Genomic DNA, 23,820 nt, shown 5'->3' with positions numbered 1-23,820 from the left:
CCTTAGCTAAACAAAATGGCCGCATAGTAGCACGGCACTCGCCATCACAGCGAGCGCCGTGCTCAGTTACGCATAGTTAGCAAAATAGCGCTTACAAATACTTAACCCACTGCCGCTGAGTCCGACGTTTAAATGCCGCAATGGTTTTGCTGGGCCAATATAAGGCCAGCACTAACGCGACGCTAATCAACCAAACCTGCACAATACTGCTCACGCCAAACAACTCACCATGATTGGCGCCCCAAATCGCCTCGGCGATTTGATACAGCAACAGCAACAAATAAAGATGCAGTAGATAGAAGAACATCGGCGCGCCACCAAATTGCGTCAACACCTTAGCAGCCGCTTGACTCCAGGGTGAACTGAGCCGCTCCATCTGCCGCAAACCTAAAAACATCAGCCCCAGTGTTAGCAACAAAAACGCTAACGATGGCGGATATTTAGTCAGGTTCAGTAGCGACATAACGCTGATGAGCAGCGTGTCGCCCTGCTGCCAAGGCAGGGTTTCACCATAAATATTGCCACCGCGTAACACCGCAAATAGCGCCAAACTGCCAACGCCTAATCGCAGTAACCAGCTTTGACGGGTATCGCTATCCATCACCTTGCTGTACAGCGGCCCGGCAAGATAACCAAACACAATCACACCAATCCACGGCAATAGCGGATAGCTCACTTTCACATTAAGCGAACTATCACTGATGAGATAACCACGGTCGTGCAAAATAGTCCACGCACTGTAACCCCATTCATTCGGGGCAAACTGGATCGGTGTTAACGCGTTATGACCAAACACCAAACCAATGGCGATAACCACTAGACTCCAGCGCGGCAGATATTGCAGCAATGCCAGTGCCACCATACTTAAACCAATGGCCCACATCACTTGCAGATACAAGGTGTGGTAATTGCCCATCCAACTGAAGGTAATTAAGGTCACTTCCAGCGCGATCAAAAATAGACCGCGTTTCAGCAAAAAGCCTGGCAGCGGCCGCTGTCCTGTAGGACCACTATGTTGATACAACCAAGCTGACAACCCAGTTAAGAACACAAAAGTCGGCGCACATAAATGCGCCGCTAAGCGACTGAAATATAGCGCTGGCGGTGTGGTGTTGATATCCATCGGATCGCTCACCTGCTGGTGCAGGAAAAAGCGCTCGCGCACATGATCCAGCACCATAATCACCATCACCAAGCCGCGCATCATATCAATACTATTGATACGCTGGTTGATGTTAGAAGCCATACGTGACACTCAGTTTGAAGTTCCGCGGTGCGCCCGGATAGACCCACAAGGCGTTGTAGCTGCTATCCACATAATCTTTATCAAATAGATTGTTTGCATTGGCAGTAACGCTCAGCGCATCGGTCATCTGCCAGCGGACAAACGCGCCATAAACTTGGTACGCCGGTAAACGAAAGCTCAGATCGGCTGCATCCCCTAAACGATCATCAACAAAGCGATAGCTAACTCCCGCACGCAAACTGGCATCGCTGATATAAAAATCACGGCTCAACACCAAAGATACATTGTGGCGCGGAATGTTTACCAGTGGGCTGCCTTTTGGGATCGGTACGCCCCAATCGGCATTAACGCTGTCGCTGTCGGTGCCAGTATCCAAATAGCTGTAAGATAACTGGGTATCAAACCACGGCGCTTGATAACTGGCATCCAACTCTATGCCGCGGCTACGCGCACTTCCCAATGGTGCTGAGTATCCGACATTGATAGGATCTGACACCAAAATGTTGCTCTTATGCGCATTAAATAGCGCTAATGTGGCTTGCAGAGCATTCGTCGTCAGCTTACTGCCCACTTCAAATGAACGGCTTTCTTCAGAGCCAAATGGTTGCCCTTGAGCATCTGTGCCACTTAGTGGCAAAAAGCCTTCTGAGTAACTGCTGTAAAAACTCACATTGTCATTCAGTGAATACACCAAACCTAAACGCGGGCTAAAGCGGCTATCGTGGCGCGATGAATCAACCGTGCTCACCATCTCAAGGATCTCTTGATTGATCACATCCAAGCGGACACCGAGCAACGCTTGCCAATGCTCAGTGATATCGATTTGGTCTTGAATGTAACCACCAACCGCCCGTTGATGCTCGCGGTTATCATAGAGCGGGCTCACCTCCGGTAATGGCTGACTACCGTACTGCGGGTTGTTGATATCAATGTCATAACTGCCTTTACCACCGCGATAGCGTGATAACGCCGTTTTCAGTTCATAACGGTAAGCATCAACTCCAAACAATAGGTGATGCGTCAACGCGCCCGTGGCCAGTTTGCCGTTTAATTCCAGTCGCACCGAACTATCTTCTGAAGCATAATCGCGGTAACGCCGTTGGCGTGTCAGCGTCTCACCATCGTCAAACACCGACTGCCGCGAGGCGGATAACTCAGTATCTGATGAGTAACCACGCAACGTAGAGTGACGGTGACTAAAGCCACCGGTGAGCTGCCAATCACCGTTAATAAAATGTTCAAAGGTAATTTGATGACCGGCCGCGTAAATCGACGTTGGACCGTCACCCGGTTCACCAAGGTAGCGCGAATTCGGCACCGTATTGAAATCGTTATTGAGCACAACGACACCGCGATCAAACAGTTGATCACGTTTGATCCATTCAAACTCATATAACACTGAAGTATCGTCCGACACTTGCCAGCGAACGGATGGCGTAAATGTGCTTGACCGTTTAGTCACTTCATCACGATAGCTGTCGCTGTCGCTATAACTCCCGATAATTCGCGCCGCAATGTTATCAGTCACCGCGCCAGTAATATCGCCTTCAATGCGCTGATTATCAAAGCTACCCCACTCGGTTTTTAAATAGCCTTGAGTCACATTTTGCGGTTTCTTGGTGATGATATTAACCGACCCGCCCGGCTCTGAACGGCCATATAAGGCAGAACCTGGGCCTTTAAGTACCTCAATATAATCGATAGAGGTCGTATCACGCGGACCGCTATAACCACGGCCACCACTAAAACCATTAATCAAATAGCCCGCTGGCATATTTTCGTTACCGGGAAAACCACGCAGCGAAAAACTGTCCCACATGCCGCCACTGTTATTCTGCCGCGCTGCTGAGGCAGAAAAATCCATCGCATCTTGCAATGAACCAGCGCTGACATCTTTTAGCAACTGAGTATCTAAGGTGGTAATCGCTTGGGGCAACTTCGAGGCTGGCACATCTCCACGATAAGCTTGGCGATATTGAATCGTCAGCCGTTCAATCTCTTGGCTATCAGTTGTGGTAGTTGTTTTCGAGCTTTCTTCCGCAATAACGGGCAATTGCGCGCAGCTAAGCAGCAGCGCAGCATAGATTTTACTGTACTTCATTTAGGGTTATCCTACTGATAATTAATATTAAATTTTTAATGAAATCTCAGAGGATGGGCGGAGCTCGGGCATGGCGCTGGCGAATACGCGGCAATTGCGGTGCTTGAGGTACAAGCGACACAATCTGAGTAGAAGGCACTTCAACCAGATGAAGTGAGGGAAACTCCGTTGGCGCAGCGCCAGTCAAGTGACCCGCATGACACAACAAACAATGGCTGTGATCGTGTGGTACAATGCTTTCTTCCAGCGAATGGGCAGCAGTCGTCGCTTGGAATAGCGTTAGCCATAATCCAAGTACAATCCAGAGCCAACGATGACGGCTGTTTCTCAACTGCTGCATACGAAAGAAAACAAAATGAATGAAATTTATCTCGGCAGGCACCCTACTGTGACTTAGCGCAATAGTCCAGAGAATCTTAAATGTAAATAGTAACTAACTGCATTAACTGACGTTGAAATAAACAAAATAATTTCTTTCCCTACCATTGAAAAGTCACTCAACTGCCCCATATTGATTTGTAGGCAAGCAAGATTGCCTACAAGTTGAATTTTGTGTGGATAACAAACTAAAGGAGGTCATTATGAAATTACGTCCTTGGAATCCTGCCGAAGAATTCGACAGCTTATTCAATCGTTTTGGTTCACTGATGGACTGGTCTAGTCCGATACTTTCAGGCCAACGTAGCTGGTTACCAGCAACGGACATCAGTGAAGATGACAAACAGTATCTTCTAAAAGTTGAACTGCCAGAAATTGGCAAAGACGACATCAACCTCAGCATTGAAAATGGCTACTTGGTGCTGACTGGTGAGCGTAAACACGAACATACCGATGACAAGCAACACCTGTCTGAACGCTATTACGGCTCGTTTGTCCGCCGTTTCGCGCTACCAGAAAACGTCAAAGAAGAGGCTATCGACGCTAAGTTTGATAACGGCATGCTGTATTTAACCTTGCCAAAAACAGCTGAAGCGCCAAGCAACCGCCAAAAAATTGAAATCCATTAAGGCGGCAGCAATACCGAGTTCCAACCATTACGCCACCTGGAAACAGGTGGCTTTTTTTATGTGCACACCGCACAATATATAATCTATTTTCAGGTAGTTGCACGATTCTATTAACATTTGAATTACTTACCTGAATAATGACAGAACAGATAACTGGATATCTTTTTTTAGCCCTTTTCACCAGCTAAAAATATGGTAGATTGCTTGCAGTTCAACATCACTACTCCCTTCGGGGTTAAGTTATGGTTAAACAACCAACAGTACGGTTGGTTGTCCGTTTCCTGCTTTGTGGCGTTGCGTGCAACACCAATACAAAGCCCGAATTTTCAGAGTGCGCCTATGTCATCAAATACATTGAAGTATCGCTGTCTAACTGGCTCTCAACGTCGTTCTTTCCTTGGCTTGTCACTACTGACTATGGCTACCGCGGGCATGATGTTCGTGAGTCAACTTTCTCACGCCGCAGGCTTAAAGGCTGTTCCCGCTCCCGGAGAAGAATTCAGTTATGCATGGCTTAAGGGATACGCGAGTGAGTTAGCTAAAAATCCTTACCAAAGCCACAAAGGTGAAATCCCAAGCAGTTTGACCAAACTCGATTGGGATGAATATCAACAGATCCATTTCCGTAAAGATAAAGCGTTATGGAAAGACGACGATGACAGTAAGTTTCGTGCAGAGTTGTTCCACTTGGGCCTGTATTTCGATACTCCGATTCAAATCTACCAACTCAAAGATGGTAAGGTTGAAACCGTCAAATATAGCGGTTCACTGTTTGACTACGGTAAGTCAAAGCTGAAATCGAACAAGCTGCCTGATGATCTTGGTTTTGCAGGTTTCCGTATGCAATTCGACGGTGATTGGCAACGTGACGTGATCGCTTTCCTCGGCGCTAGCTATTTCCGCGCTGTGGGTGAAGAGATGCAATACGGCCTGTCTGCTCGTGGCTTAGCCATCGACACCGCCATGGAAAAACCGGAAGAGTTTCCTATCTTTACCGATTTCTGGATGGAAGCGCCAAAGCCGGGTGAAGATACCGCTACTGTATACGCGCTGATGGATTCACCAAGTGTATCGGGGGCTTACCGTTTTGATATCACACCGGGTAAGCGTTTGAAGATGCGTGTTGATGCCGCCGTGTATCCACGTAAAGCTGTTGAGCGCATGGGCGTTGCACCGCTGACCAGTATGTACATGATCGGCGAAAACGACCGTCGCACTAACTACGACTGGCGTCCAGAGATCCACGATTCTGACGGCTTAGCTATGCACACAGGTACTGGCGAATGGATTTGGCGTCCGCTGGGCAACCCTGAAAACCTGCGTTTCAATGCTTATAGCGATGAAAACCCGAAAGGTTTTGGTTTGATGCAGCGAGACCGTAACTTTGATCACTACCAAGATGACGGCGTATTCTATGAAAAACGCCCTCACCTGTGGATCGAACCAATCGGCGATTGGGGTAAAGGTTCAGTACAGCTAGTTGAGATCCCAACACTGGATGAAACCTTTGACAACATTGTGGCATTCTGGAACCCAGACGCACCAGTCAAACCAGGCCAAGAGTTGCTGTTCAGCTATAACATGTACTGGGGTGGCACCGTACCTTACGAAGTTGATCACGGTGAAGTGCATGACACTTATACAGGTATTGGCGGTGTTATCGGTAAAAAACGCCAGTATTACAGCAAACGTTTTGTGGTGGACTTTAACGGCGGCGAACTGGATAAACTGGACAAAGATGTGGAAGTTAAACCAGTGATCACCACCTCAGCAGGCCGTGTTGAAATCACCTCTGCTCGCCCGCTACATTCGATTGACGGCTACCGAGCCATGTTTGATTTGGTCCCCCCAGATGATTCGACAGATCCAATCAATATCCGTCTGTATCTGGAAGCCGATGGCAAGCCGTTGACAGAAACTTGGCTGTATCAATGGAATCCGCCAGCTAAAGATAAACGCGAACTGCATAACGCAGGTCACTTGAAATAAGTGTTCCGGTTATAAAAAACGCTGCCACGGCAGCGTTTTTTATGCGCTAAATCCAAGCGACAACGCAACAAACAATCGTAGCGAAACTGCGGTCTAATCGGCACGACAACTTAGTCCATACTGTTTATCTATCCCTATGATTTTAAGAAAATAAAATTCATCCTGTACCCATATTCAAAAATGACATAATATGTCTTCTTTTTTATCGCTGTCTTGGAAGGCAGCACACCTGTTTTTGCACCCAGCCCGATGAGTTCTATCGTCGGCACAGTGAAAAGGATTTTTAGCATGCGAAAAAGATGCACGTTAATCAGCACCAGTATGTTATTGCTCAGCGCCTGTGGCCAATCAGTTCCCCCCAATAACGCCACGAGCTGCTTTAACCCAGAACTCTATCAAGCGGGTAATCAATACCTCACCGTAATAATGGAAGACGGCAAGCCAAAAGCGCCCACGCTAGTCAAACTGACAAAAGATGATACTCAGCCCTACCCTGCGGGTAAGGAATCTCGATTGATGCATGTCGCAATGGCCAGTATTTCCACCGTACTAACCAACCGAGTTTTCAGCATTGACGCCGCTAACTATCGCTACGCGCTGCTCAGTGAAGATTACCAAATAGATACATTTACCACCAAAATGCGAGCGGATAAGCATACTGCATCGATTATTGATTTTAACTTCGACACGCCAAACCAATCGCACAGTCGTGATGTCAGCTACGACATTGAATACATTAACGCTGATGATGCAACTGCCAACCAAACGACGACTCAGCACTCAAAAGCGACCACCACGTTTGTTGGCATTGAATCGATTACGACTCCCGCAGGTGAATTTGATACTTGCCGTATACAGACAACGCTCACTGATGCCGAAGGCAAACATGGCCAGGAAACAACCACTTGGTATGCGCAGCAATTAGGAATTCCGGTCAAGATAACGTCCACAATTGACGAGCGCGCCCCGATGGAAACCGTGCTAATTCAAGCCACTATTAACGGTAAAACTTTTACGCCAACGCCTGCCGATATTACCAAGCTGCAGCTAGCCGATGCCTTAGCTTTTGCTAAATAACAAGGATTGACGCCATGAAAACGCTCTTAGTTCCCAGCCTCATCGCCAGCACGTTAGTGCTGGCGGGTTGCGGAGCGCCAGATCAATCAGCGATGAGCTGTTTTAACCCGAATATCTATCAAGATGGCAACGAGTATCTCATGGTGGAACTCGCTGATAATCAGCCCACAAACTATCTGTTTACCACACTGCAAACAGGTAACAAGCCACAAAGTACAGGCAAAGACCCACTGCCATTGGGAAAAGAGTTGCAGCGAACCTGGCTGGTTAAGAGTGGTGAAGAAGGGATGGCTATCAGCCAAACACTCGCGATAGATGCTGAGAATAAAAATTTTGCCTTACAAAGTGGTGAGCAGGATTTCTTATCTAGCAAAATCAAGCGTGAAGCGGACGGTGCACCACAACTCATCGACTTTAACTTTGCCAACAAAGGTCAGTCACGCAGCAGCAATTTCAGTTACCTCACTGAAAGCACCTTGGATAATGACCCACCGCAGCACGTCACCTTAGATTTCAAGCAAACGACCACCTTTCACGGTATTGAGTCGCTCACCACGCCTGCTGGCACATTTAGTACCTGCCATATGGAACTAAAAACGGAAGTGAAAAATGCCGAGTATGGCAAGCGACATCAGTTAACCGTCAACACGTGGTACGCCCAACAGCTGGGTATTCCCGTGCAGCTGTCCGTCCTGTTTGAAGCGGAACCATCGCCAGATCAATATCAGCTGATCCAAGCCAAAGTCGATGACAAGACCTTTATGCCCACTCAGGCCGACATCGAAAAATTACAACTAGCGGAAGCGCTAAATTTCGCCAAATCATCAGGTTCAACACTATGAAAACACGTCTAATTGCCACCATTATTTGCAGTCCATTACTACTTACAGCTTGCGGAGGGTCAGAAAACTCAACCACCGGCTGCTTTAACCCGGCACTTTATCAAGCAGGCAATACCTTCACCTATATCAACTACCGCGATAATGCCCCCTATGACGTGATAGAGGTCTCCTATAAACCGCTGGCTGATGCCCCACAAGTAGAAGAACATGGCGTATATAAAGATCTGCAAGGCAAAACAGAGCAGCAATATGTTAAAACACTCACTGTTGATAAAGCTCATCAGCAAATATTGCAGCACAGTAACCGCTTTAGCAAAGATAAAGTCGAGTTTTTAATCGAATACACCCCTGCTCAACCAGACGTGTTAGAGGCAAATGCCACCACTGCTACACCTGTTACTACCGATTATGAAATGCGGGCATACATGCCCAGCGATCCCGACAACACAGCCACTCATACGGAAGAGCATAAGGTGACCACGTTTATTGGCTACGAGCAACTCACCACACCTGCAGGGACTTTTTCTACCTGTCACTTCACTGACACCATTCGCCGCCACGATATAGACAGTGACACAACAAGCGTAACCACGTCGCACCGTTGGTACGATGATAAATTAGGCATGCAAGTTCAACTCGCCAATGAGCAACAAACACGTAAAAGAGTGTTGGTTCAGGCACAAGTCAACGGTGACACGGTTTCAGCACCTGACGCGCGGCTCCAGCAAGTGCATATTAAACCGATAAACAACAGCAATGGGGTGTGAGGATGAAGCAAAGCTTTCTTGCTGTCATCGCCCTGCCACTGCAGGCAAGTTGTGGCAAAAGCATTCCAGAAACCAGTGCGCTCAACTGCTTTAGCACTGAGTTTTATCAGGCAGGCAATAGTTTTACGCTAGGGGCTGTTTATCTTTGCTGATTGTTTTTGCAGCAGGCAGCGCGTGATTTAGGCAAGGCAGGTGATGAAGATAACAGCGAAGAACACTATTGGTATGCCAAAGAGCTTGGAATTCCCGTTAAAATGTCGTCAAATCATAACGCTAGCGAGTATCTACTGATCCAAGCCGATGTGTCAGGTCAGCAGTTCTCGGCGCCAGCAGCGATATTAAAACAGTTAAAGCTTAAGCCTAACTAAGCACCAACGGGCAAGCGAGCAAGGACGGAATGCATGAAATACCCTTTGATACCGCTGGCCGCGGTTGTTTTGCTATGCGGCTGTGGTCCATCAATTCCAGAAAGCAGTGCCCTGCAGTGCTACAATCCAAATTTCTACCAAGCGGGCAACCAGTTGACCCTAGCCACCTACATTGATGGACGAATGCAAAGTGTCCAACAATGGCAGATGAAAGCAGCACAGTATCAGGGCCAAGCTGCCATTGTTACCGAGCTATCCACCAATTCACTGCAGCACCCACAGCAATTTCAGCGCTGGGCATCGCGGTATAATCAAGTCGATGCTGAGCAATCGCAGTTTCTCGCATTAGCGGTTGAGTTTAATAATCAGCACGAGTTTGGGCCTGTTAGCCGAGTATTCAGCCCAGCCGTTCCTGAAAGCTTTAACTTTATTACTGCGGGTGATGCCGTAGACACCCGCTACCAAACCACCGAACACAGCTTAACGTTTGGGGTTGAATTTACCGAGACCCAGCAATATCGACGCACTACGCGTTTTATGGGGATGGAATCGATCACCACACCGGCAGGTAGTTTTGATACTTGCCACCTGCAGTACACCAAACAGCGGCTATCTGCCACAGACGATGACCAAGAGCAGCCAGCTAAGGTCGAAGATGCGTGGTATGCCAAACAAAGCGGTATCCCCGTCAAACTGGCCAACACCGATGGGGTCTACCAACTGTTGTTAGAAGCCAACGTCGCTGGCATGCAGGTTTCGTTAGCGCCTGACATCCGCAGGCAGTTTAGCCTGCCTAGCGCCGCCGCAGCGCAGTAATCAACAACAGGCCACACAAGTTGATGGCCTTTCTTATTCTTGTTTGGCAAAATACGCGCCGCGACTTAACCAACTGCCGCCAATCGCCAAGACGCAACGTTAGTATATCGTTGGTCACGTTAGTCGTTATCTCTGCCACATTTGTTCACCACAGACGCCAAACACCCCACCAGTATAAAAAACTATCAACCAACGAATGTTCAGCATATTTATTGTGCAAATATTATATCTAATATCAGTAAATTTTGAATAACCGCATTTTATGTGATGCTGATCAACTAATTTACTACTGATACTCATTATCATTTGCATTAACTTTTCTAGATGATGCATTTCGCTTCTTACGTGGTTACAAGAACATGAAAAAACAGATACTTTCTCCTATCGCTTTGGCTATTACTGCCGCAATATTCGCAACGCCTTCTTTCGCAGACCCTGCAAAAACTAAAATCGATGAAGTGATTGTCGTCACTGCCAGCGGCATGGAACAGAAATTGGTTGACGCACCTGCCTCGGTTTCAGTGATCAGTCATGAAGAGTTAGCCCAACGCAACTATCATGACTTAGCCGAAGCGCTGAGTGGTGTAGAAGGTGTCGATATTCGTAGCGGTACAGGTAAGACTGGCGGCTTGAATATCAGTATCCGCGGCATGCCAAGCAGCTACACATTGATTCTGGTGGATGGTGTACGTCAATCTGCCAGCTCAGATGCCACACCAAATGGCTTTGGCAGCATGAATACTGGTTTTATGCCACCACTGAACGCCATTGACCATATCGAAGTGATCCGTGGCCCAATGTCGACCCTGTATGGTTCAGACGCCATTGGTGGTGTAGTCAACATCATAACCAAGAAATATGCCGACCAATGGGCTGGTAGTGTCAACGTGAGTCACTCAGTTCAAGAAGATGATAAATGGGGCGATAGCACCAATGTGGGTTTCTATACCTCTGGACCGCTGATCAAGGATAAGCTGAGCATCACTCTGCGAGGTAATAGCCAGCATCGCCAAGGCACCAGTATGGAGTCACTGAGCGAAACTAGCGCCACGCGGACCCCCTTCCCTACCGAAAGTGATCGTTACACCTTAGGTAGCCGCCTGAACTATAAGATTAATGCCAATCATCACCTGTGGTTTGATGGTGAAGTCGCCCGTCAAAAGTTCAACAACGAAAATAGCCAACTCGGTCCAGTGGGTACATCAGGCGGTGGCTATGAAGATATGTTGCACTACGAGCAAAACAAATTCGTTGTGGGATATGATGCTGAATTTGATTTCGCGACTTGGAAATCTAACCTGCTGTATGCCACAACCGAAAACAAAGGTCGTGTCTTAACGGGAAAAAGCTTACCTGCAGACTTGGCCTACATGATCGGCGACGCACGTGAGTTGAAAAACCGTAACATCATATTCAACACTAAACTGATTGCAGGTCTTGGCCAAGACCATTTGCTGACAACCGGTTTCGAATACTGGAATGCACGCATGGAAGATGGCATCGTGTTGGCCACCAGTGGCGAAACCTTTGAGCAAGACAACTACTCTGTTTATGCCGAAGATCAGTGGCAAGCGCTTGCACCGCTGCAAATCACTTTTGGTGCGCGTTACGAGAAACATGACGACTTCAGTGGTCACGTCAGCCCACGCGTTTATGCAGTTTATGACGTGAATGAAAATTGGACCGTCAAAGGTGGTGTGAGCACTGGTTACAATACGCCGTCTTTGAGCCAAATTCACGATGGTGTGAGCGGAATTACCGGCAACGGTACGGTCAATACTGTGGGTAACCCAGAGCTAGAACCAGAAAAATCCACCAACTACGAAGCGGGCGTTTACTATGAAAACGCCAGTGAATTTAATGCCAACGTCACCTTCTTCTACAACAAGTACAAAGACGCTATCAATAGCTACGATATTGGAGAAAACACCACCTCGTTCCGTAACATTGGTCGTGCCCGAGTTGAAGGGGTTGAATTTGCTACCTCGTTCCCAGTATTGATTGATAACTTACGCTTTAACTTAAACTACACCTACAACGATACAGAGCAAGAAGGCGGCGAAAACGATGGTGCGCCATTCAACGCCACCGCTAAACATATGGCTAATGCGCGTTTGCAATGGCAAGTGACTGATGATTTCAGCGCCCGCATTTCTGCGGAATACCATGGTGAAATACCTCGTTACACTAGCTTGTATGACAACCTGACTAACACGCAGCAACTGGTCAGCGATGCGTTAGGCGCCAACATGAAATCATGGACAGTAATCGATTTGGGTGCAACGTATAAGTTCAGCGACAGCATTACTGTGAACGCCAATATCGACAACTTGTTTGATAAAGACTTCTCAGAAGTGCAACTGTACGGCTCAGGCCGCTCTACCGAATATGCGGGTGAATATTTCAGTACTTCACGGTCAACCACCGGTTACGTCAACCCAGGCCGTAACTACTGGGTATCATTAACTTACAGCTTTTAAGCTGAGTGAATGAGTTATAGAAAGCGGAGCCCCAAAAGCTCCGCTTTCTTGTTTCTGTTTCTGGCTTTGCTAACTGCGGTAACGCCTAAGCGTCGGACAGTGTGACGCATCAACGACCATCAAACATGCGGCCAATTCCACCTAAGACAGAGCCTTCTCCGCGATCGCTGCCCCCCATTGATGGTGCGTGGGCAATAATTCGATCAGCCATACGCGAGAACGGTAAACTTTGTAGCCACACAGTGCCATGCCCTTCTAACGTGGCTAAAAACAGCCCTTCACCGCCGAACAACATCGACTTTAATGACCCCGCACGTTGAATGTCATAATCAATACCTGCGGTAAAACCAACCAAACAGCCAGTATCGACCCGCAACTTTTCGCCACGCAGTTCTTTGCGGATTAAGGTGCCGCCCGCATGAATAAACGCCATCCCGTCACCTTGAAGGCTTTGTAAAATAAAGCCTTCACCACCGAAGAAGCCCGCTCCTAGGCGTTTATTAAATTTCATACTGATACGTGTGCCGAGTGCTGCAGCCAAAAAGCTGTCCTTTTGCAAAATAAGCTCGCCACCCACCTCATCCAAATCAATCGCCAAAATGGTGCCGGGATAAGGGGCGGCAAACGACACCCGCTGCTTGCTATGTCCGTGGTTGGAAAAGTGGGTCATAAACAAACTTTCGCCAGTCAGCATACGTTTACCCGCGCCCATCAGTGTCCCGAAGAATCCCGATTCAACCGCCGAACCATCGCCCATGCGCGCTTCAAATTGGATACCTGACTCCATGTACGTCATCGCCCCTGCTTCCGCAATCACGGTTTCGCCGGGATCTAACTCCACTTCGACCAACTGCATACTCTCGCCAATAATTTCATAATCAACTTCGTGACACTGTTTGCTCATGACAATTCCTCTTAGGCTAAGACGTTTATAACGGATTCAATACGGGGCGGGCTTAACGCTTCGTCTTCATTTTCTAACAATACCAAGCATGAGCCCCCCAGCCCAAATGTGGCTGTTACTGGCCGAATCGTTACCACTCGCCAGCCCTGCTCACGGTATTTATCAAGCTGTAAATTTAACGCTTCAAGGTTTAAACGTCCGGACCAAAAATGTTTCTTTCTAAACTCCACCACACGTTGCATCAATGGCTCCCTGCACACCTTTAGACATAATATGTCGCAATTTATGACATAAAATGTCGAACCGTGCAACAGGAAATTCCGAATGTTGATGGTGTCGGCGAAAAATGCTGCGGATGTGCCTATTGCGGACGACAGCCGCTTTTGATTATGCTCGCTTTTTCGCAGTTATCTTAGAAAATCATGCTGAACTACTCGTTGTTAAGTGTATTTATTCCCACCTTTTTATTGGTTTCTGCCACACCAGGCATGTGTATGACGCTCGCCATGACCTTAGGTATGCAGGTTGGCCTAAGGCGTACCTATTGGATGATGCTCGGCGAAGTCACCGGTGTTGCATTGGTCGCGTTAGCGGCCGCCTTAGGTGTTGCAGCGGTTATGGTGCAACACCCCGACGTATTTCAATTAGTTAAATGGCTGGGTGGGGCGTACCTTATCTGGATTGGTATCAGCATGTGGCGCGCCCCCGCGACACTCATGGCAGCGCAGCAACCGCGAGATGTCGGCAGAATCACACTGATGTCGCAGGGCTTTATTACCGCGATCGCCAATCCTAAGGGTTGGGCTTTTATGATTTCGTTATTGCCACCATTTATCGATAGCTCAATGCCGATAGCGCCACAGTTAACCAGTTTAATTGCCATTATCATGGTGTCGGAATTACTGTGCATGACAGCCTATGCCACAGGCGGTAAGGGGTTAAGGGCCGCACTGAGCCAAGGCAATAAAGTGGTTTGGCTTAACCGCATTTCGGGAGTGCTGATGATGCTCGTCGGTGTGTGGTTAGCGTTAGATTAGCGTTTTAAAAAAAGGAGAACTATTCATGGAAGTACAACAACTGCAATACCAAAGCATTGGGGTGGTTCATAGCCCGTTCACTCAACAAGCGGGCACACCGGTGCAACCGTCACATGATAATGCCACTCAGGGTATTATTGAGGTTGCACCGCAGTATCTGGATGCCCTGCTAGATTTGGATGGCTTTTCACACATTTGGGTGTTGTGCCATTTACATCAAGCCAAACCAGCCAAACTATCGGTAACGCCCTACCTTGATAATAAGCCGCATGGTTTGTTTGCGACCCGCGCACCGAGCCGCCCCAATCCGATTGGCATGTCGTTGTTACGGCTACAAAAGATAGAAGATAATCGCTTGTATGTCGTCGATTTAGATCTACTGGATGGCACCCCCGTGCTCGATATCAAGCCGTTTGTCAGTCAATTTGATAATCGTGAGCAAAGCCAATGTGGCTGGTTTGACACCGCAGCTGATCATGTTTCAACAGCGGATGATCGCTTTGTGTAGGTGAGTTTCGAGTTTCGAGTTTCGAGTTTCGCGTTTCGCGTTTCGCGTTTCGAGTTTCGCGTTTCGCAAAATTATCGCTGACGCGTTAACATACGTGGCTATTGATTGATAGCCTGTTCATCGCTCAGTGAGTGTTGGTTGGGTGTCGTCCCTGAAGTATGTTGGGCAAGATGATAACCATTGATCGCCGTACCGCTGTAGCTTTGCTTGTGGCAGGAGCTATGTTTATGCAAATTCTAGATGCCACTGTCATAACTACCGCCCTGCCTGCCATTGCAGCCGACTTTGCCACCGCGCCTGCGCACCTATCATTAGGCGTTTCAGCCTATCTGATTGCTATGACAGTGTTTATTCCTCTGAGCGGCTGGGCTACCGACCGTTTTGGCGCACGCTATGTATTTGCAGGGTCAATTATCGTATTTGCTGTGGCGTCGGTGCTGTGCGCCCTTTGCCAAGATCTGACCCAATTTACCCTCGCGCGTATTTTACAGGGCATGGGCGGAGCGATGATGGTGCCAGTTGGCCGTTTGGTGGTGCTACGCGACACGCCAAAATCGGAGATGGTGCGCGCTATCGCAATTCTGACATGGCCAGCGCTAGTAGCTCCGTTGATAGGACCCGTATTAGGCGGTTGGATTGCGAGTCACTGGAGTTGGCACTGGATATTTTTGCTTAACATACCGCTGAGTGTACTCGCGTTGTTAGCGGCGTGGCACCTCATCCCTAATACTGAGCGGTCTGATAAGGGATTTGATATCAAAGGCTTTGTACTCAGTGGCCTAGGTTTTGGGCAGGTAATGACCGGTATTGAGTTCAGTAGCCGCGATGATATTTCCTTGGGGCTAGCGCTGTTACTCATAGTAAGCGGTTTGCTGTTGTTGGCCCTGACGGTCAAACATCTGCGTCAAGCCGCGCAGCCACTATTTAATCTCGCGCCCATTGCCGTGCGCACATTTCGGGTATCGATTGTTGGCGGGTCACTGTTCCGTATCGCTATCTCGTCAGTGCCATTTCTGCTGCCGTTAATGTTTCAAGTGGCATTTGGCTTCAGCGCCGTAACTTCCGGCGCCCTGCTGTTGTGGTTATTCGCTGGCAACCTCGCCATGAAACCTGCAACAACGGCCATTATGAATCGCTTTGGCTTTAAAAACGTGTTGGTCATAAATGGTTTGATGGTGGTGCTCGGCTTTGTTGCCATGGCCTATATCAGCGCCGCCACACCAAAATGGCTGATTGCCACGTTGCTATTTATCAGTGGCATGAACCGCTCGATGCACTTTACGGCGATGAATACGATCGGCTTTGCCGATATACCTCAACCGCAAATGGCTAATGCCAATACCCTGCAAGCGGTGATTATGCAGATGAATTTTGGTGCAGGTATTGCGGTTGGTGCGCTGAGTTTGTCACTCGCAAGTTTATTGAACGGCAGCAGTAGCGCCACGGCATCAGCCGCAGATTTCGCCTTATCTATGTGGTTTATCGCTGGTATTGCGCTATTGGCAATTATTGATTGCGCCTGTCTACCCGCTAATGCCGGTGCTAGCGTGTTGAAACGGCGGCAAAAATAGCCGCCGATTAGCAGAAAAGATATTAAGCGCGAACTAATTTAACGGCCGTGCCATAGGCAAGCATCTCCGACATGCCTTGCATGATGGCGCTAGTGGTAAAGCGCACATTAATCACCGCATCGGCGCCCTGCGCCTTGGCGTTGTCGAGCATACGGTCAATGGCTACCTGCCGCGCTTCGGTAAGCATTTCGGTATAGCCGACAATCTCGCCACCGATGATGGTTTTTAACCCCGCCATAATATCGCGGCCGATATGTTTGCTACGTACCACATTGCCCGTAGCGATGCCAAGTGTTTCAGTTACATGAAAACCGGCAATTTCCGCGGTTGTTGATAGTTTCATTTACACCTCCATGACGATAATAAAAACCTTGTTAGCGTCTCACGCTCAGCAAGTTATTGGGCTTAATCTCATCGCTCACTTGCAGTGCGGGATCGATCGCCAGCAACTGCTGATAGATATCTGGACGAAACTGCTTTAATCGCGCGAAGCGACGCTGATGATTGGGTTCTAGCGATACACAGGCTCGTAAGATCTCCGCCGTGCCAGGAAATAGCTGACCATCGATATAACTTTTGTCGAGCGCGTAATCCAGCGCATCTGGGCCATAACGGTTACTGAATGGATCGACACGCGCTTGCAGTAACAGCTCAACCAGCTCTGGCGCTGATTCAAAAAACACGCTGTATAGATTGACGTTATTCTCATCCGTCTGGTGCAAGTCAAAGCCTTGTTCAATCATATCGCGCAACAGTGTGGCTGAAACACCATCAATGGCACGGATGCTGGATGGTGCCACAGGTTCGACACGACTATTCCAATAGGGTATCAACTCCGGATTATGGGGCAGTTGCATCAGCATAATGCTGGTATCTGCCGCATCCAACGAGGTATTTTGTAATAATTCCGCTAGCGCTGTAACGCTGTCTTGTTGAAGCATGGCTTGCCGAAGCTCACGATAATGCGATGGTTTCAGCGGCGTGTGCGCAAAACTTTCCCGGAAGATACTCACTGATTGCGGTTCTCGATTCTGTAGCGCATCGAGTAGTGCCTCCCCTTGATATTGCTCCTTCAAACGCTTGATTTGCTCGTTCGTTTGTTCAGGCGACCACAACAGTTCCGCACTCAAAAGGTCTGCATCGAGGCTGCGGCAGTGGGCAAAGTTATCAGCATACTGTTGTCGTAAAGCGCTACGCTCGGCAATAATGTCAGAGATGACCTCGTCTGACATCGTGGCTGGCTCAGCCAACGCTGGCATAGTGGCATGTTGGCTGAGCAGATAATTTTTAACCCGCTCATCGAGTGCCACCCAAGCAATATCAAATACACGTGAGCCCATTTTCTCGCCAGTTTCATCAGTAGTGCTGGCAATTTTGTAGCCGTTTTCCACTAAATACTGCACTGCGGCTAAGGTGTTATCAGCATCGTTCTCACCCCAACGGCGATGAGAAAGCGCTCGCTCAATTGGCCCCACGAGTCCGTCAATCTGTGTCGGTACTACGCCATGTTGTGCTAACAACGCTAGCAAGGGCACATCTAAGGTGTATGCCGCATAGTCAGCGATATTAAAAAAGGGCGTCGTGCTCATAAAGTTGGTCACTAATGGCTGAGCCGCAAGCTGCTCGGCAGGAATACGGTCTAACAACACGGCCAATTTATCTGGCGGAACACTGCCACGCAGCATCATGCTGACGAAATCACCGCTCGACAGCTGCACGTCGGCTAGCTGCTCATCAAACTGCTGCGTATCAAGTGACAAAAGCGGTTCAATTCGCTGTACCACCTGCTGAAATTTTTTATCTGCCACTTGCTCCATCTGCGCCATTAAACGCTCTTTTTCGGGCAGTGACTTAAAGTATTCCGAGAGTTGCGCATCGCTTTCATCCACCTCAGTGATTTCGTTGGCATACCCCAGCTCGTTGTACGCTTGAAAACGTTGGGCAAACATCAACTGACGTAAGTAAGTGCCCGATTCCTCGCTGGGAGTTTGTAGCACCAGTTGCTGCACCGAGGCACCATTGTTTAGCGCATCAATGAGCACTGTAAACAACTTGCCGGCAGTTGGATCCGGTATTTGCTGCTGTTGATCTAATGCCTGCCAACACTGCTCAGCTAATACTTTAGCGGTGGATGCTTGGGGAACAGCAACTCTGGGCTCAGCAGCCGCCAGCTGTTCATCTGGGAACGCTGTAGGAGAATGGCTAGTGATAGTCTGTTCGTTGGCGGCACTTGATGTAGGACGTTCATACCACCATAACCACGCTATTGCGCCTAGCACCATCACCGCAATACCGCCCCCTACTCGCTTATAGTTCAAGCGTTATCTCCTTAAATAATCTGCGTGACCTATGTTTAAACAATCCGATGCGACAGCTACATTGCACCATTTCCTCAATTTTCGCTAAGCGTGGTGCACAAGGTAAGGTGCGAGCAAGTCTTCGCGACACTCTGGATTTATTCGCACCTTACTTAGCTTTAACATCATAACCTTACCACTAACTGACAACCAAAATGTAACATTGAATATCGTTGTCATCGGCAAGACATAAATCTGTCACAAACACCGCTTTTGTCATATCGGCTTCACAAACCACTGCTAGTCTGCTACGGCGATAACTTGATGTTATACACCAAGTAAATTAACCATTCTGCGCTGTATGCTTATTGCTTTTTGAGGCGGCGAGTGCTTAGCTTGCCTTGTGACAAGCCAATGCTCGGCGGCGTTTCATGTACTCAGTATTCAAGGAATTTATCTGTGTCTCCATCGTCCGAAAAGTTTTCCATCGATAAAGAGCTATCGTGGTTATCGTTCAATGAAAGAGTATTGCAGGAAGCGGCTGATAATTCCGTGCCGTTAGTCGAGCGGGTACGTTTTTTGGGAATTTACTCCAGTAACATGGATGAATTTTTCCGCGTCAGGGTGGCCGCTGTGCGGCGTTCTATGTTGCTGTCAACACTGCAAGAAGGCCGTAACCTCAGTAAGCACTTGATGGCCAAGATCCAAACCAAGGTGGTCTTACTGCAGGAACGTTTTGACGCCATTTACAGCGAGCTGATGCGGGAGCTGGCACGGCGCAACATCTATCTGATCAATGAGCAGCAACTGAGTGATTTCCAAAGTCATTGGCTGCGCGCCTATTTTCGCGATCATCTTAAACGCCATATTGCACCGCTGATCATCCACAACAATACCGACCTGATCAAACACATCAATGATAACTCCACCTACTTGGTAGTGTGCTTATTTACGCCAGAGAGAAAACAGTATGCGCTGGTAGAAGTCCCGACAAAAAATGTTGAACGCTTTATTCAACTACCACCAGAAAAATCGAAACTCAAAAAACATCTTATTTTGCTCGATAACATCATCAGACACTGCGTTGATGAGTTGTTCGCACCATTTTTTGAATATGACCATATCGAAGCATTTTCGATGAAATTTACCCGAGATGCTGAATTCAATCTCACTGACGAGTTGGAACAAAGCCAACTGGAAAAGCTGACTATCGGCCTCAAGCAACGGTTAACAGCGGAACCCGTACGTCTCGTGTATGACCGTGAAATGCCTGAGCACATGCTGGCCATGTTGACGACCCATCTCAAAATCTCCAATACCGAGTGTATTATTCCCGGTGGCCGTTATCACAGCTTTAAAGATTTTATCGGTTTTCCTAACCCTGGTCGTAAGCACCTCGTAAATAAGAAGATTGAGGCGCTCGATTGCGCCATCTTTAAACACTTTCCGAATAAGTTCGATGCGATTCAGCACCGCGATATTCTGGTGCACTACCCGTACCATAAGTTCTCCCACTTTACCGAGTTAGTACGCCAAGCAGCGTACGATCCGAAAGTGCGCTTCATTAAGCTGAATATTTATCGCGTAGCAAAGAAGTCTCGCATTATTCAGTCACTGATAGACGCGGTGAAAAACGGCAAGCAGGTGACGGCCATTGTGGAGCTGCGGGCACGCTTCGATGAGATGAATAACATTGAGTGGAGTCGAGAATTGGCTGAGGCCGGCGTCACGGTGCATTACGGTATTCCAAGCTTAAAAGTGCATTCAAAACTGTGTTTGATTGGCCGTGAGGAGCCGCAAGGCATTCAGTTGTATGGTCATGTTGGCTCCGGCAACTTCAACGAGAGCACCGCCAAGGTCTATACCGATGTGTCGCTATTTACCGCTAACCAAGAGATTTGTAGCGAAATCGGTCAAGTATTCGAATTTATTCAACACCCCTATAAGCGCTTTGATTTTAAACACTTAATTGTATCGCCTGTGAATGTTCGCCCCGAGCTCGAACGGTTAATTGATGCCGAAATCGCCCAAGCGAATATTGGTAAAAAAGCCGCGATCACACTAAAACTTAATAACTTGGTTGATGAAGTGCTCATTCAGAAGCTGTATCAAGCCTCTGCGGCTGGCGTTAAAATTAAGCTACTGATCCGAGGCATGTGTTGCCTGCTACCCGATATTCCCGGTGTCAGCGACAACATTGCGGTATACAGTATCGTTGACCGTTTTTTAGAACATTCGCGCATTATGTTGTTTTACGCTGGCGGTGAAAATAAGCTGTTTCTCTGCTCTGCCGATTGGATGAGCCGCAATATCGACAACCGCGTGGAAGTCAGTGCCCCCGTGTATGACCCTGCGCTAAAAGCGTTATTGATGGATATCCTCGCGCTGCAGTTTGCGGACAATACCAAGGCGCGTATTATAAACAAAGAACAAGGTAACCTCTATAAATCTCGCGGCAACAAGCGCAAGGTGCGCTCGCAAATGGCGGTGTATCAATATCTAGCCAACGCTGAGAAGAAATTTCAACAACAGCTAATAAGCGCCACTTCTGCAGAAGAGAGCGTGTCAGGAGTGCAATCTTGAGCGATTCGTCAAAACACTTTGTTGCCGTAGATATGGGATCAAATAGCTTTCATTTGGTGATTGCCCGCGAGCAAGACGGCAGCATTCAGCTTCTGCACAAAGAGAAGCAGTTAGTGCAATTGGCGGATGGCTTAAATGACGACAACATCTTAAGTAGTGAAGCGATTGAGCGCGGTCTTGCTTGCCTGCGCGACTTTAAACAACGTTTTTCTGCCGTACCTGGGCCAAGAGTGCGCTTGGTAGCAACCCACACACTACGTGTGGCGAGAAATCGCGAGCAGTTTATTCGCGCCGCCTATGAGATCCTGCCCTACCCGATTGAAGTTGTGTCCGGACATGAAGAAGCACGTTTAATCTACAACGGCATTGTGCATAGTCAGGTGTTAGCCGCCAAAAACATTGTGATTGATATCGGTGGCGGCTCAACGGAAGTGGTTTTAGGTAATCGCACCAACGCTACACGGCTGTCTAGCCTTCGGTGTGGTTGTGTTAGCTACAATCAGAAGTTTTTTGCCGGAGGCGCACTCACTACGGAGGCCTTCAAACAAGCGATGTCTGCGGCAGATAAACAGTTTGCCTCACTCTCTAAAGAGTATTTTACTGGTGACTGGGAACTTACCTTAGGCAGCTCTGGTAGCGTCAAAGCGATCTGTGAAGCGATGCTACAGTTTCACGGTGATGAACTGATCACCTTGCCCCGCTTAAAGCAACTAAGGCAGCAGCTCATCAATTGGGGCCACGTCGACAACATAGTGCTCGACAACGTTGAGAAGAAACGCACCCATCTATTAGCGGCAGGTTTAGCTATTCTTACCAGCTTTTTCCGCCGTTTACCCATTAGCTCGCTCACCTTTGCCAACGGCGCGCTGCGTGAGGGGGTGTTGTATGAAATGGCAGGGATTGAAACCTACAGTGATATTCGTCAACGCACGGTAGACAGCTTAGCCCAGCTATATCACGTCGATTTACCTCATGCCGAGAAAGTACGCTTGACCCTGCTGCACCTGTTCAATGCAGTTGCCGAAACATGGCAACTGCAGCATTGGCAACGTACGCTCACCTACAGTGCGATATTGCATGAGATTGGCATTCATATTAATTCGCGAGCTCATCACAAACATGGTGCCTATATTATTGCCAACAGTGATTTACCGGGATTTGGTGAGGCGCAACAGCAGATGCTGGCGCTGCTGATTGGCAATCAGCGCAAAAAGCTCGATGTCGAGCGTATCAACCAATTAGAAGCGCCACTGAAGCTCACTACCGAGCGCTTGATCTGTTTAATTAGGTTGGCGGTATTATTAAATTTGGGCAGGGTTTCTGGCCGATTATCCATTGCCAAAGTCACGGCTGCCGCTAACGAGATATCGCTAACCTTTGCCGAGCCGCGCCATCGTTTTAGTCTATTTGTAAAAGATCTACAACGCGAACAGAGACAGTTAAACAGCTTAAATATTAAGCTCAACTTTAGTTTTATTTAACGCTAAAAAATATATTAGCGCCGCATTATTACCCATATCAGCAAGACGTTATTAAACAATAGCTACTTCCATAGAGGTAGTTATTACTTACATTAACATGCTTATTTAATAACCACGCATCTGCCAAATACTCACCATCATTCACAGTTCAATTGTGATTAACGTCACTAATTGCATAAATTGAAGTACAACAGCACATCATGAATTATATTCAAGCTAATATGAAAATCCTTTAAAACAAAAATTAGAACAACCATTACCAATACTAACTAAGCTTTTTGAAAAACATTAACTTACCTAGAAACAGCATCAAAACCATCTATTTGGCAACGGACAAGTCAATTCGCACTTATCGAAATTAGCTGTTAATAATCAAAAGATTAATCAAAACGCATAGTGTTTCAACTTGGTTAAAATATGAATAAAAACCCACAAAAAAAGAAACAAACACAAAACACCTAAACAATTTAAAACCATATTTATACATAATCAAATCAATTGTTAATCACTTTAATATAAACTCGCAACATACAATCGAATATTCAAACAGAACTTTATCTCTAGCATCAATGAAAAACCTATTCAATAAGTGAACGTACCCATCACTTAAGTATCAGCATGAGTGAACATTGCCACGTTGAAATTTAAACCTTGAGTGTTATATTCCTCTCTTTTCATTTTTACCTATCCAAGTTCAGGATATTTATAAATCAGGCAAACTGATTCAAATAATAATTATGAGGGAG

The 23,820-nt window shown here is 47.5% G+C and carries 20 protein-coding genes; 13 read left to right on the top strand and 7 right to left on the bottom strand.

The genetic code is table 11. The annotated features are described in order from the left end of the window. Window positions 1-91: 91 nt before the first annotated feature. From ACN0TT_RS07570 to ACN0TT_RS07560, 3 genes are read right to left on the bottom strand one after another with little or no spacing between them, the layout of a single operon-like run. The gene (locus ACN0TT_RS07570) at window positions 92-1,246 is read right to left on the bottom strand and encodes a DUF1624 domain-containing protein (RefSeq protein ID WP_417761539.1); all 1,155 of its coding nucleotides are present in this window, start codon (window positions 1,244-1,246) and stop codon (window positions 92-94) included. Next, complete coding sequence (locus ACN0TT_RS07565; RefSeq protein ID WP_417761538.1) at window positions 1,236-3,347, bottom strand: TonB-dependent siderophore receptor; 2,112 nt, start codon at window positions 3,345-3,347, stop codon at window positions 1,236-1,238. The genes ACN0TT_RS07570 and ACN0TT_RS07565 overlap by 11 nt, the downstream gene beginning before the upstream one ends. Window positions 3,348-3,393: 46 nt before the next feature. Continuing rightward, window positions 3,394-3,687 (bottom strand): hypothetical protein, encoded by a 294-nt coding sequence (locus ACN0TT_RS07560; RefSeq protein ID WP_417761537.1) that lies wholly within the window; start codon window positions 3,685-3,687, stop codon window positions 3,394-3,396. Between the two features lie 241 nt (window positions 3,688-3,928). Between ACN0TT_RS07560 and ACN0TT_RS07555 the strand changes: the two genes are divergently transcribed. The 8 genes from ACN0TT_RS07555 to ACN0TT_RS07520 all read left to right on the top strand — a co-directional run bounded on the left by ACN0TT_RS07555 (window position 3,929) and on the right by ACN0TT_RS07520 (window position 12,693). Beyond that, window positions 3,929-4,354, top strand: a complete 426-nt coding sequence (locus tag ACN0TT_RS07555; RefSeq protein WP_417761536.1) for an Hsp20/alpha crystallin family protein — start codon at window positions 3,929-3,931, stop codon at window positions 4,352-4,354. Window positions 4,355-4,693: 339 nt separating this feature from the next. Continuing rightward, complete coding sequence (locus ACN0TT_RS07550; protein WP_417761535.1) at window positions 4,694-6,343, top strand: glucan biosynthesis protein; 1,650 nt, start codon at window positions 4,694-4,696, stop codon at window positions 6,341-6,343. A 288-nt stretch (window positions 6,344-6,631) separates the two neighbouring features. After that, window positions 6,632-7,420 (top strand): hypothetical protein, encoded by a 789-nt coding sequence (locus tag ACN0TT_RS07545; RefSeq protein WP_417761534.1) that lies wholly within the window; start codon window positions 6,632-6,634, stop codon window positions 7,418-7,420. Window positions 7,421-7,434: 14 nt separating this feature from the next. Beyond that, window positions 7,435-8,262, top strand: a complete 828-nt coding sequence (locus tag ACN0TT_RS07540) for a hypothetical protein (RefSeq protein WP_417761533.1) — start codon at window positions 7,435-7,437, stop codon at window positions 8,260-8,262. Next, the gene (locus tag ACN0TT_RS07535) at window positions 8,259-9,029 is read left to right on the top strand and encodes a hypothetical protein (RefSeq protein WP_417761532.1); all 771 of its coding nucleotides are present in this window, start codon (window positions 8,259-8,261) and stop codon (window positions 9,027-9,029) included. The genes ACN0TT_RS07540 and ACN0TT_RS07535 overlap by 4 nt, the downstream gene beginning before the upstream one ends. A 158-nt stretch (window positions 9,030-9,187) precedes the next feature. Further along, the gene (locus tag ACN0TT_RS07530) at window positions 9,188-9,397 is read left to right on the top strand and encodes a hypothetical protein (protein ID WP_417761531.1); all 210 of its coding nucleotides are present in this window, start codon (window positions 9,188-9,190) and stop codon (window positions 9,395-9,397) included. A 33-nt stretch (window positions 9,398-9,430) separates the two neighbouring features. Next, complete coding sequence (locus tag ACN0TT_RS07525; RefSeq protein WP_417761530.1) at window positions 9,431-10,213, top strand: hypothetical protein; 783 nt, start codon at window positions 9,431-9,433, stop codon at window positions 10,211-10,213. Window positions 10,214-10,572: 359 nt separating this feature from the next. Further along, window positions 10,573-12,693 (top strand): TonB-dependent receptor, encoded by a 2,121-nt coding sequence (locus tag ACN0TT_RS07520; protein ID WP_417761529.1) that lies wholly within the window; start codon window positions 10,573-10,575, stop codon window positions 12,691-12,693. Between the two features lie 109 nt (window positions 12,694-12,802). Here the strand turns inward: ACN0TT_RS07520 and ACN0TT_RS07515 are convergent, their stop codons facing one another. Both ACN0TT_RS07515 and ACN0TT_RS07510 read right to left on the bottom strand, forming a co-directional pair. Continuing rightward, window positions 12,803-13,597, bottom strand: a complete 795-nt coding sequence (locus ACN0TT_RS07515) for a TIGR00266 family protein (RefSeq protein WP_417761528.1) — start codon at window positions 13,595-13,597, stop codon at window positions 12,803-12,805. Window positions 13,598-13,608: 11 nt separating this feature from the next. Further along, on the bottom strand, window positions 13,609-13,839 hold the full coding sequence (locus ACN0TT_RS07510; RefSeq protein WP_417761527.1) for a DUF4177 domain-containing protein: 231 nt from the start codon (window positions 13,837-13,839) through the stop codon (window positions 13,609-13,611). A 180-nt stretch (window positions 13,840-14,019) separates the two neighbouring features. On the opposite strand from ACN0TT_RS07510, the gene ACN0TT_RS07505 reads away from it, so the two are divergent. The 3 genes from ACN0TT_RS07505 to ACN0TT_RS07495 all read left to right on the top strand — a co-directional run bounded on the left by ACN0TT_RS07505 (window position 14,020) and on the right by ACN0TT_RS07495 (window position 16,713). Continuing rightward, window positions 14,020-14,634, top strand: a complete 615-nt coding sequence (locus ACN0TT_RS07505) for a LysE family translocator (protein ID WP_417761526.1) — start codon at window positions 14,020-14,022, stop codon at window positions 14,632-14,634. A gap of 25 nt (window positions 14,635-14,659) precedes the next feature. After that, window positions 14,660-15,142: a tRNA (N6-threonylcarbamoyladenosine(37)-N6)-methyltransferase TrmO gene (tsaA, locus tag ACN0TT_RS07500; RefSeq protein WP_417761525.1), complete on the top strand. Its 483-nt coding sequence runs from the start codon at window positions 14,660-14,662 to the stop codon at window positions 15,140-15,142. A 158-nt stretch (window positions 15,143-15,300) separates the two neighbouring features. Then, on the top strand, window positions 15,301-16,713 hold the full coding sequence (locus tag ACN0TT_RS07495; RefSeq protein ID WP_417761524.1) for an MFS transporter: 1,413 nt from the start codon (window positions 15,301-15,303) through the stop codon (window positions 16,711-16,713). 22 nt (window positions 16,714-16,735) lie between these two features. Here ACN0TT_RS07495 and ACN0TT_RS07490 read toward each other — a convergent pair whose 3' ends face one another. Together ACN0TT_RS07490 and ACN0TT_RS07485 are read right to left on the bottom strand one after the other, a co-directional pair. Next, the gene (locus ACN0TT_RS07490) at window positions 16,736-17,056 is read right to left on the bottom strand and encodes a heavy metal-binding domain-containing protein (RefSeq protein ID WP_417761523.1); all 321 of its coding nucleotides are present in this window, start codon (window positions 17,054-17,056) and stop codon (window positions 16,736-16,738) included. Window positions 17,057-17,087: 31 nt separating this feature from the next. After that, on the bottom strand, window positions 17,088-19,031 hold the full coding sequence (locus ACN0TT_RS07485; RefSeq protein ID WP_417761522.1) for a hypothetical protein: 1,944 nt from the start codon (window positions 19,029-19,031) through the stop codon (window positions 17,088-17,090). Between the two features lie 438 nt (window positions 19,032-19,469). On the opposite strand from ACN0TT_RS07485, the gene ppk1 reads away from it, so the two are divergent. Both ppk1 and ACN0TT_RS07475 read left to right on the top strand, forming a co-directional pair. Next, on the top strand, window positions 19,470-21,593 hold the full coding sequence (gene ppk1 / locus ACN0TT_RS07480; protein ID WP_417761521.1) for a polyphosphate kinase 1: 2,124 nt from the start codon (window positions 19,470-19,472) through the stop codon (window positions 21,591-21,593). Between the two features lie 32 nt (window positions 21,594-21,625). Then, entirely contained in the window at window positions 21,626-23,074 is a 1,449-nt protein-coding gene (locus tag ACN0TT_RS07475) for an exopolyphosphatase (RefSeq protein WP_417761628.1), read from the top strand. The last annotated feature ends 746 nt before the right edge of the window (window positions 23,075-23,820 follow it).

It is taken from the genome of Shewanella sp., from assembly GCF_048265805.1.
Lineage (GTDB): Bacteria > Pseudomonadota > Gammaproteobacteria > Enterobacterales > Shewanellaceae > Shewanella.
Note: the sequence above shows the minus strand (reverse complement) of the source record. Positions and strands in the feature narration are given on the sequence as shown.

What these genes read in the sequence shown, in the direction of transcription:
- ACN0TT_RS07570 (WP_417761539.1), bottom strand. Translation starts at nt 1,246, where the DNA reads ATGGCTTCTAACATCAACCAGCGTATCAATAGTATTGATATGATGCGC.
- ACN0TT_RS07565 (WP_417761538.1), bottom strand. Translation starts at nt 3,347, where the DNA reads ATGAAGTACAGTAAAATCTATGCTGCGCTGCTGCTTAGCTGCGCGCAA.
- ACN0TT_RS07560 (WP_417761537.1), bottom strand. Translation starts at nt 3,687, where the DNA reads ATGCAGCAGTTGAGAAACAGCCGTCATCGTTGGCTCTGGATTGTACTT.
- ACN0TT_RS07555 (WP_417761536.1), top strand. Translation starts at nt 3,929, where the DNA reads ATGAAATTACGTCCTTGGAATCCTGCCGAAGAATTCGACAGCTTATTC.
- ACN0TT_RS07550 (WP_417761535.1), top strand. Translation starts at nt 4,694, where the DNA reads ATGTCATCAAATACATTGAAGTATCGCTGTCTAACTGGCTCTCAACGT.
- ACN0TT_RS07545 (WP_417761534.1), top strand. Translation starts at nt 6,632, where the DNA reads ATGCGAAAAAGATGCACGTTAATCAGCACCAGTATGTTATTGCTCAGC.
- ACN0TT_RS07540 (WP_417761533.1), top strand. Translation starts at nt 7,435, where the DNA reads ATGAAAACGCTCTTAGTTCCCAGCCTCATCGCCAGCACGTTAGTGCTG.
- ACN0TT_RS07535 (WP_417761532.1), top strand. Translation starts at nt 8,259, where the DNA reads ATGAAAACACGTCTAATTGCCACCATTATTTGCAGTCCATTACTACTT.
- ACN0TT_RS07525 (WP_417761530.1), top strand. Translation starts at nt 9,431, where the DNA reads ATGAAATACCCTTTGATACCGCTGGCCGCGGTTGTTTTGCTATGCGGC.
- ACN0TT_RS07520 (WP_417761529.1), top strand. Translation starts at nt 10,573, where the DNA reads ATGAAAAAACAGATACTTTCTCCTATCGCTTTGGCTATTACTGCCGCA.
- ACN0TT_RS07515 (WP_417761528.1), bottom strand. Translation starts at nt 13,597, where the DNA reads ATGAGCAAACAGTGTCACGAAGTTGATTATGAAATTATTGGCGAGAGT.
- ACN0TT_RS07510 (WP_417761527.1), bottom strand. Translation starts at nt 13,839, where the DNA reads ATGCAACGTGTGGTGGAGTTTAGAAAGAAACATTTTTGGTCCGGACGT.
- ACN0TT_RS07505 (WP_417761526.1), top strand. Translation starts at nt 14,020, where the DNA reads ATGCTGAACTACTCGTTGTTAAGTGTATTTATTCCCACCTTTTTATTG.
- tsaA (WP_417761525.1), top strand. Translation starts at nt 14,660, where the DNA reads ATGGAAGTACAACAACTGCAATACCAAAGCATTGGGGTGGTTCATAGC.
- ACN0TT_RS07495 (WP_417761524.1), top strand. Translation starts at nt 15,301, where the DNA reads ATGTTGGGCAAGATGATAACCATTGATCGCCGTACCGCTGTAGCTTTG.
- ACN0TT_RS07490 (WP_417761523.1), bottom strand. Translation starts at nt 17,056, where the DNA reads ATGAAACTATCAACAACCGCGGAAATTGCCGGTTTTCATGTAACTGAA.
- ACN0TT_RS07475 (WP_417761628.1), top strand. Translation starts at nt 21,626, where the DNA reads ATGGGATCAAATAGCTTTCATTTGGTGATTGCCCGCGAGCAAGACGGC.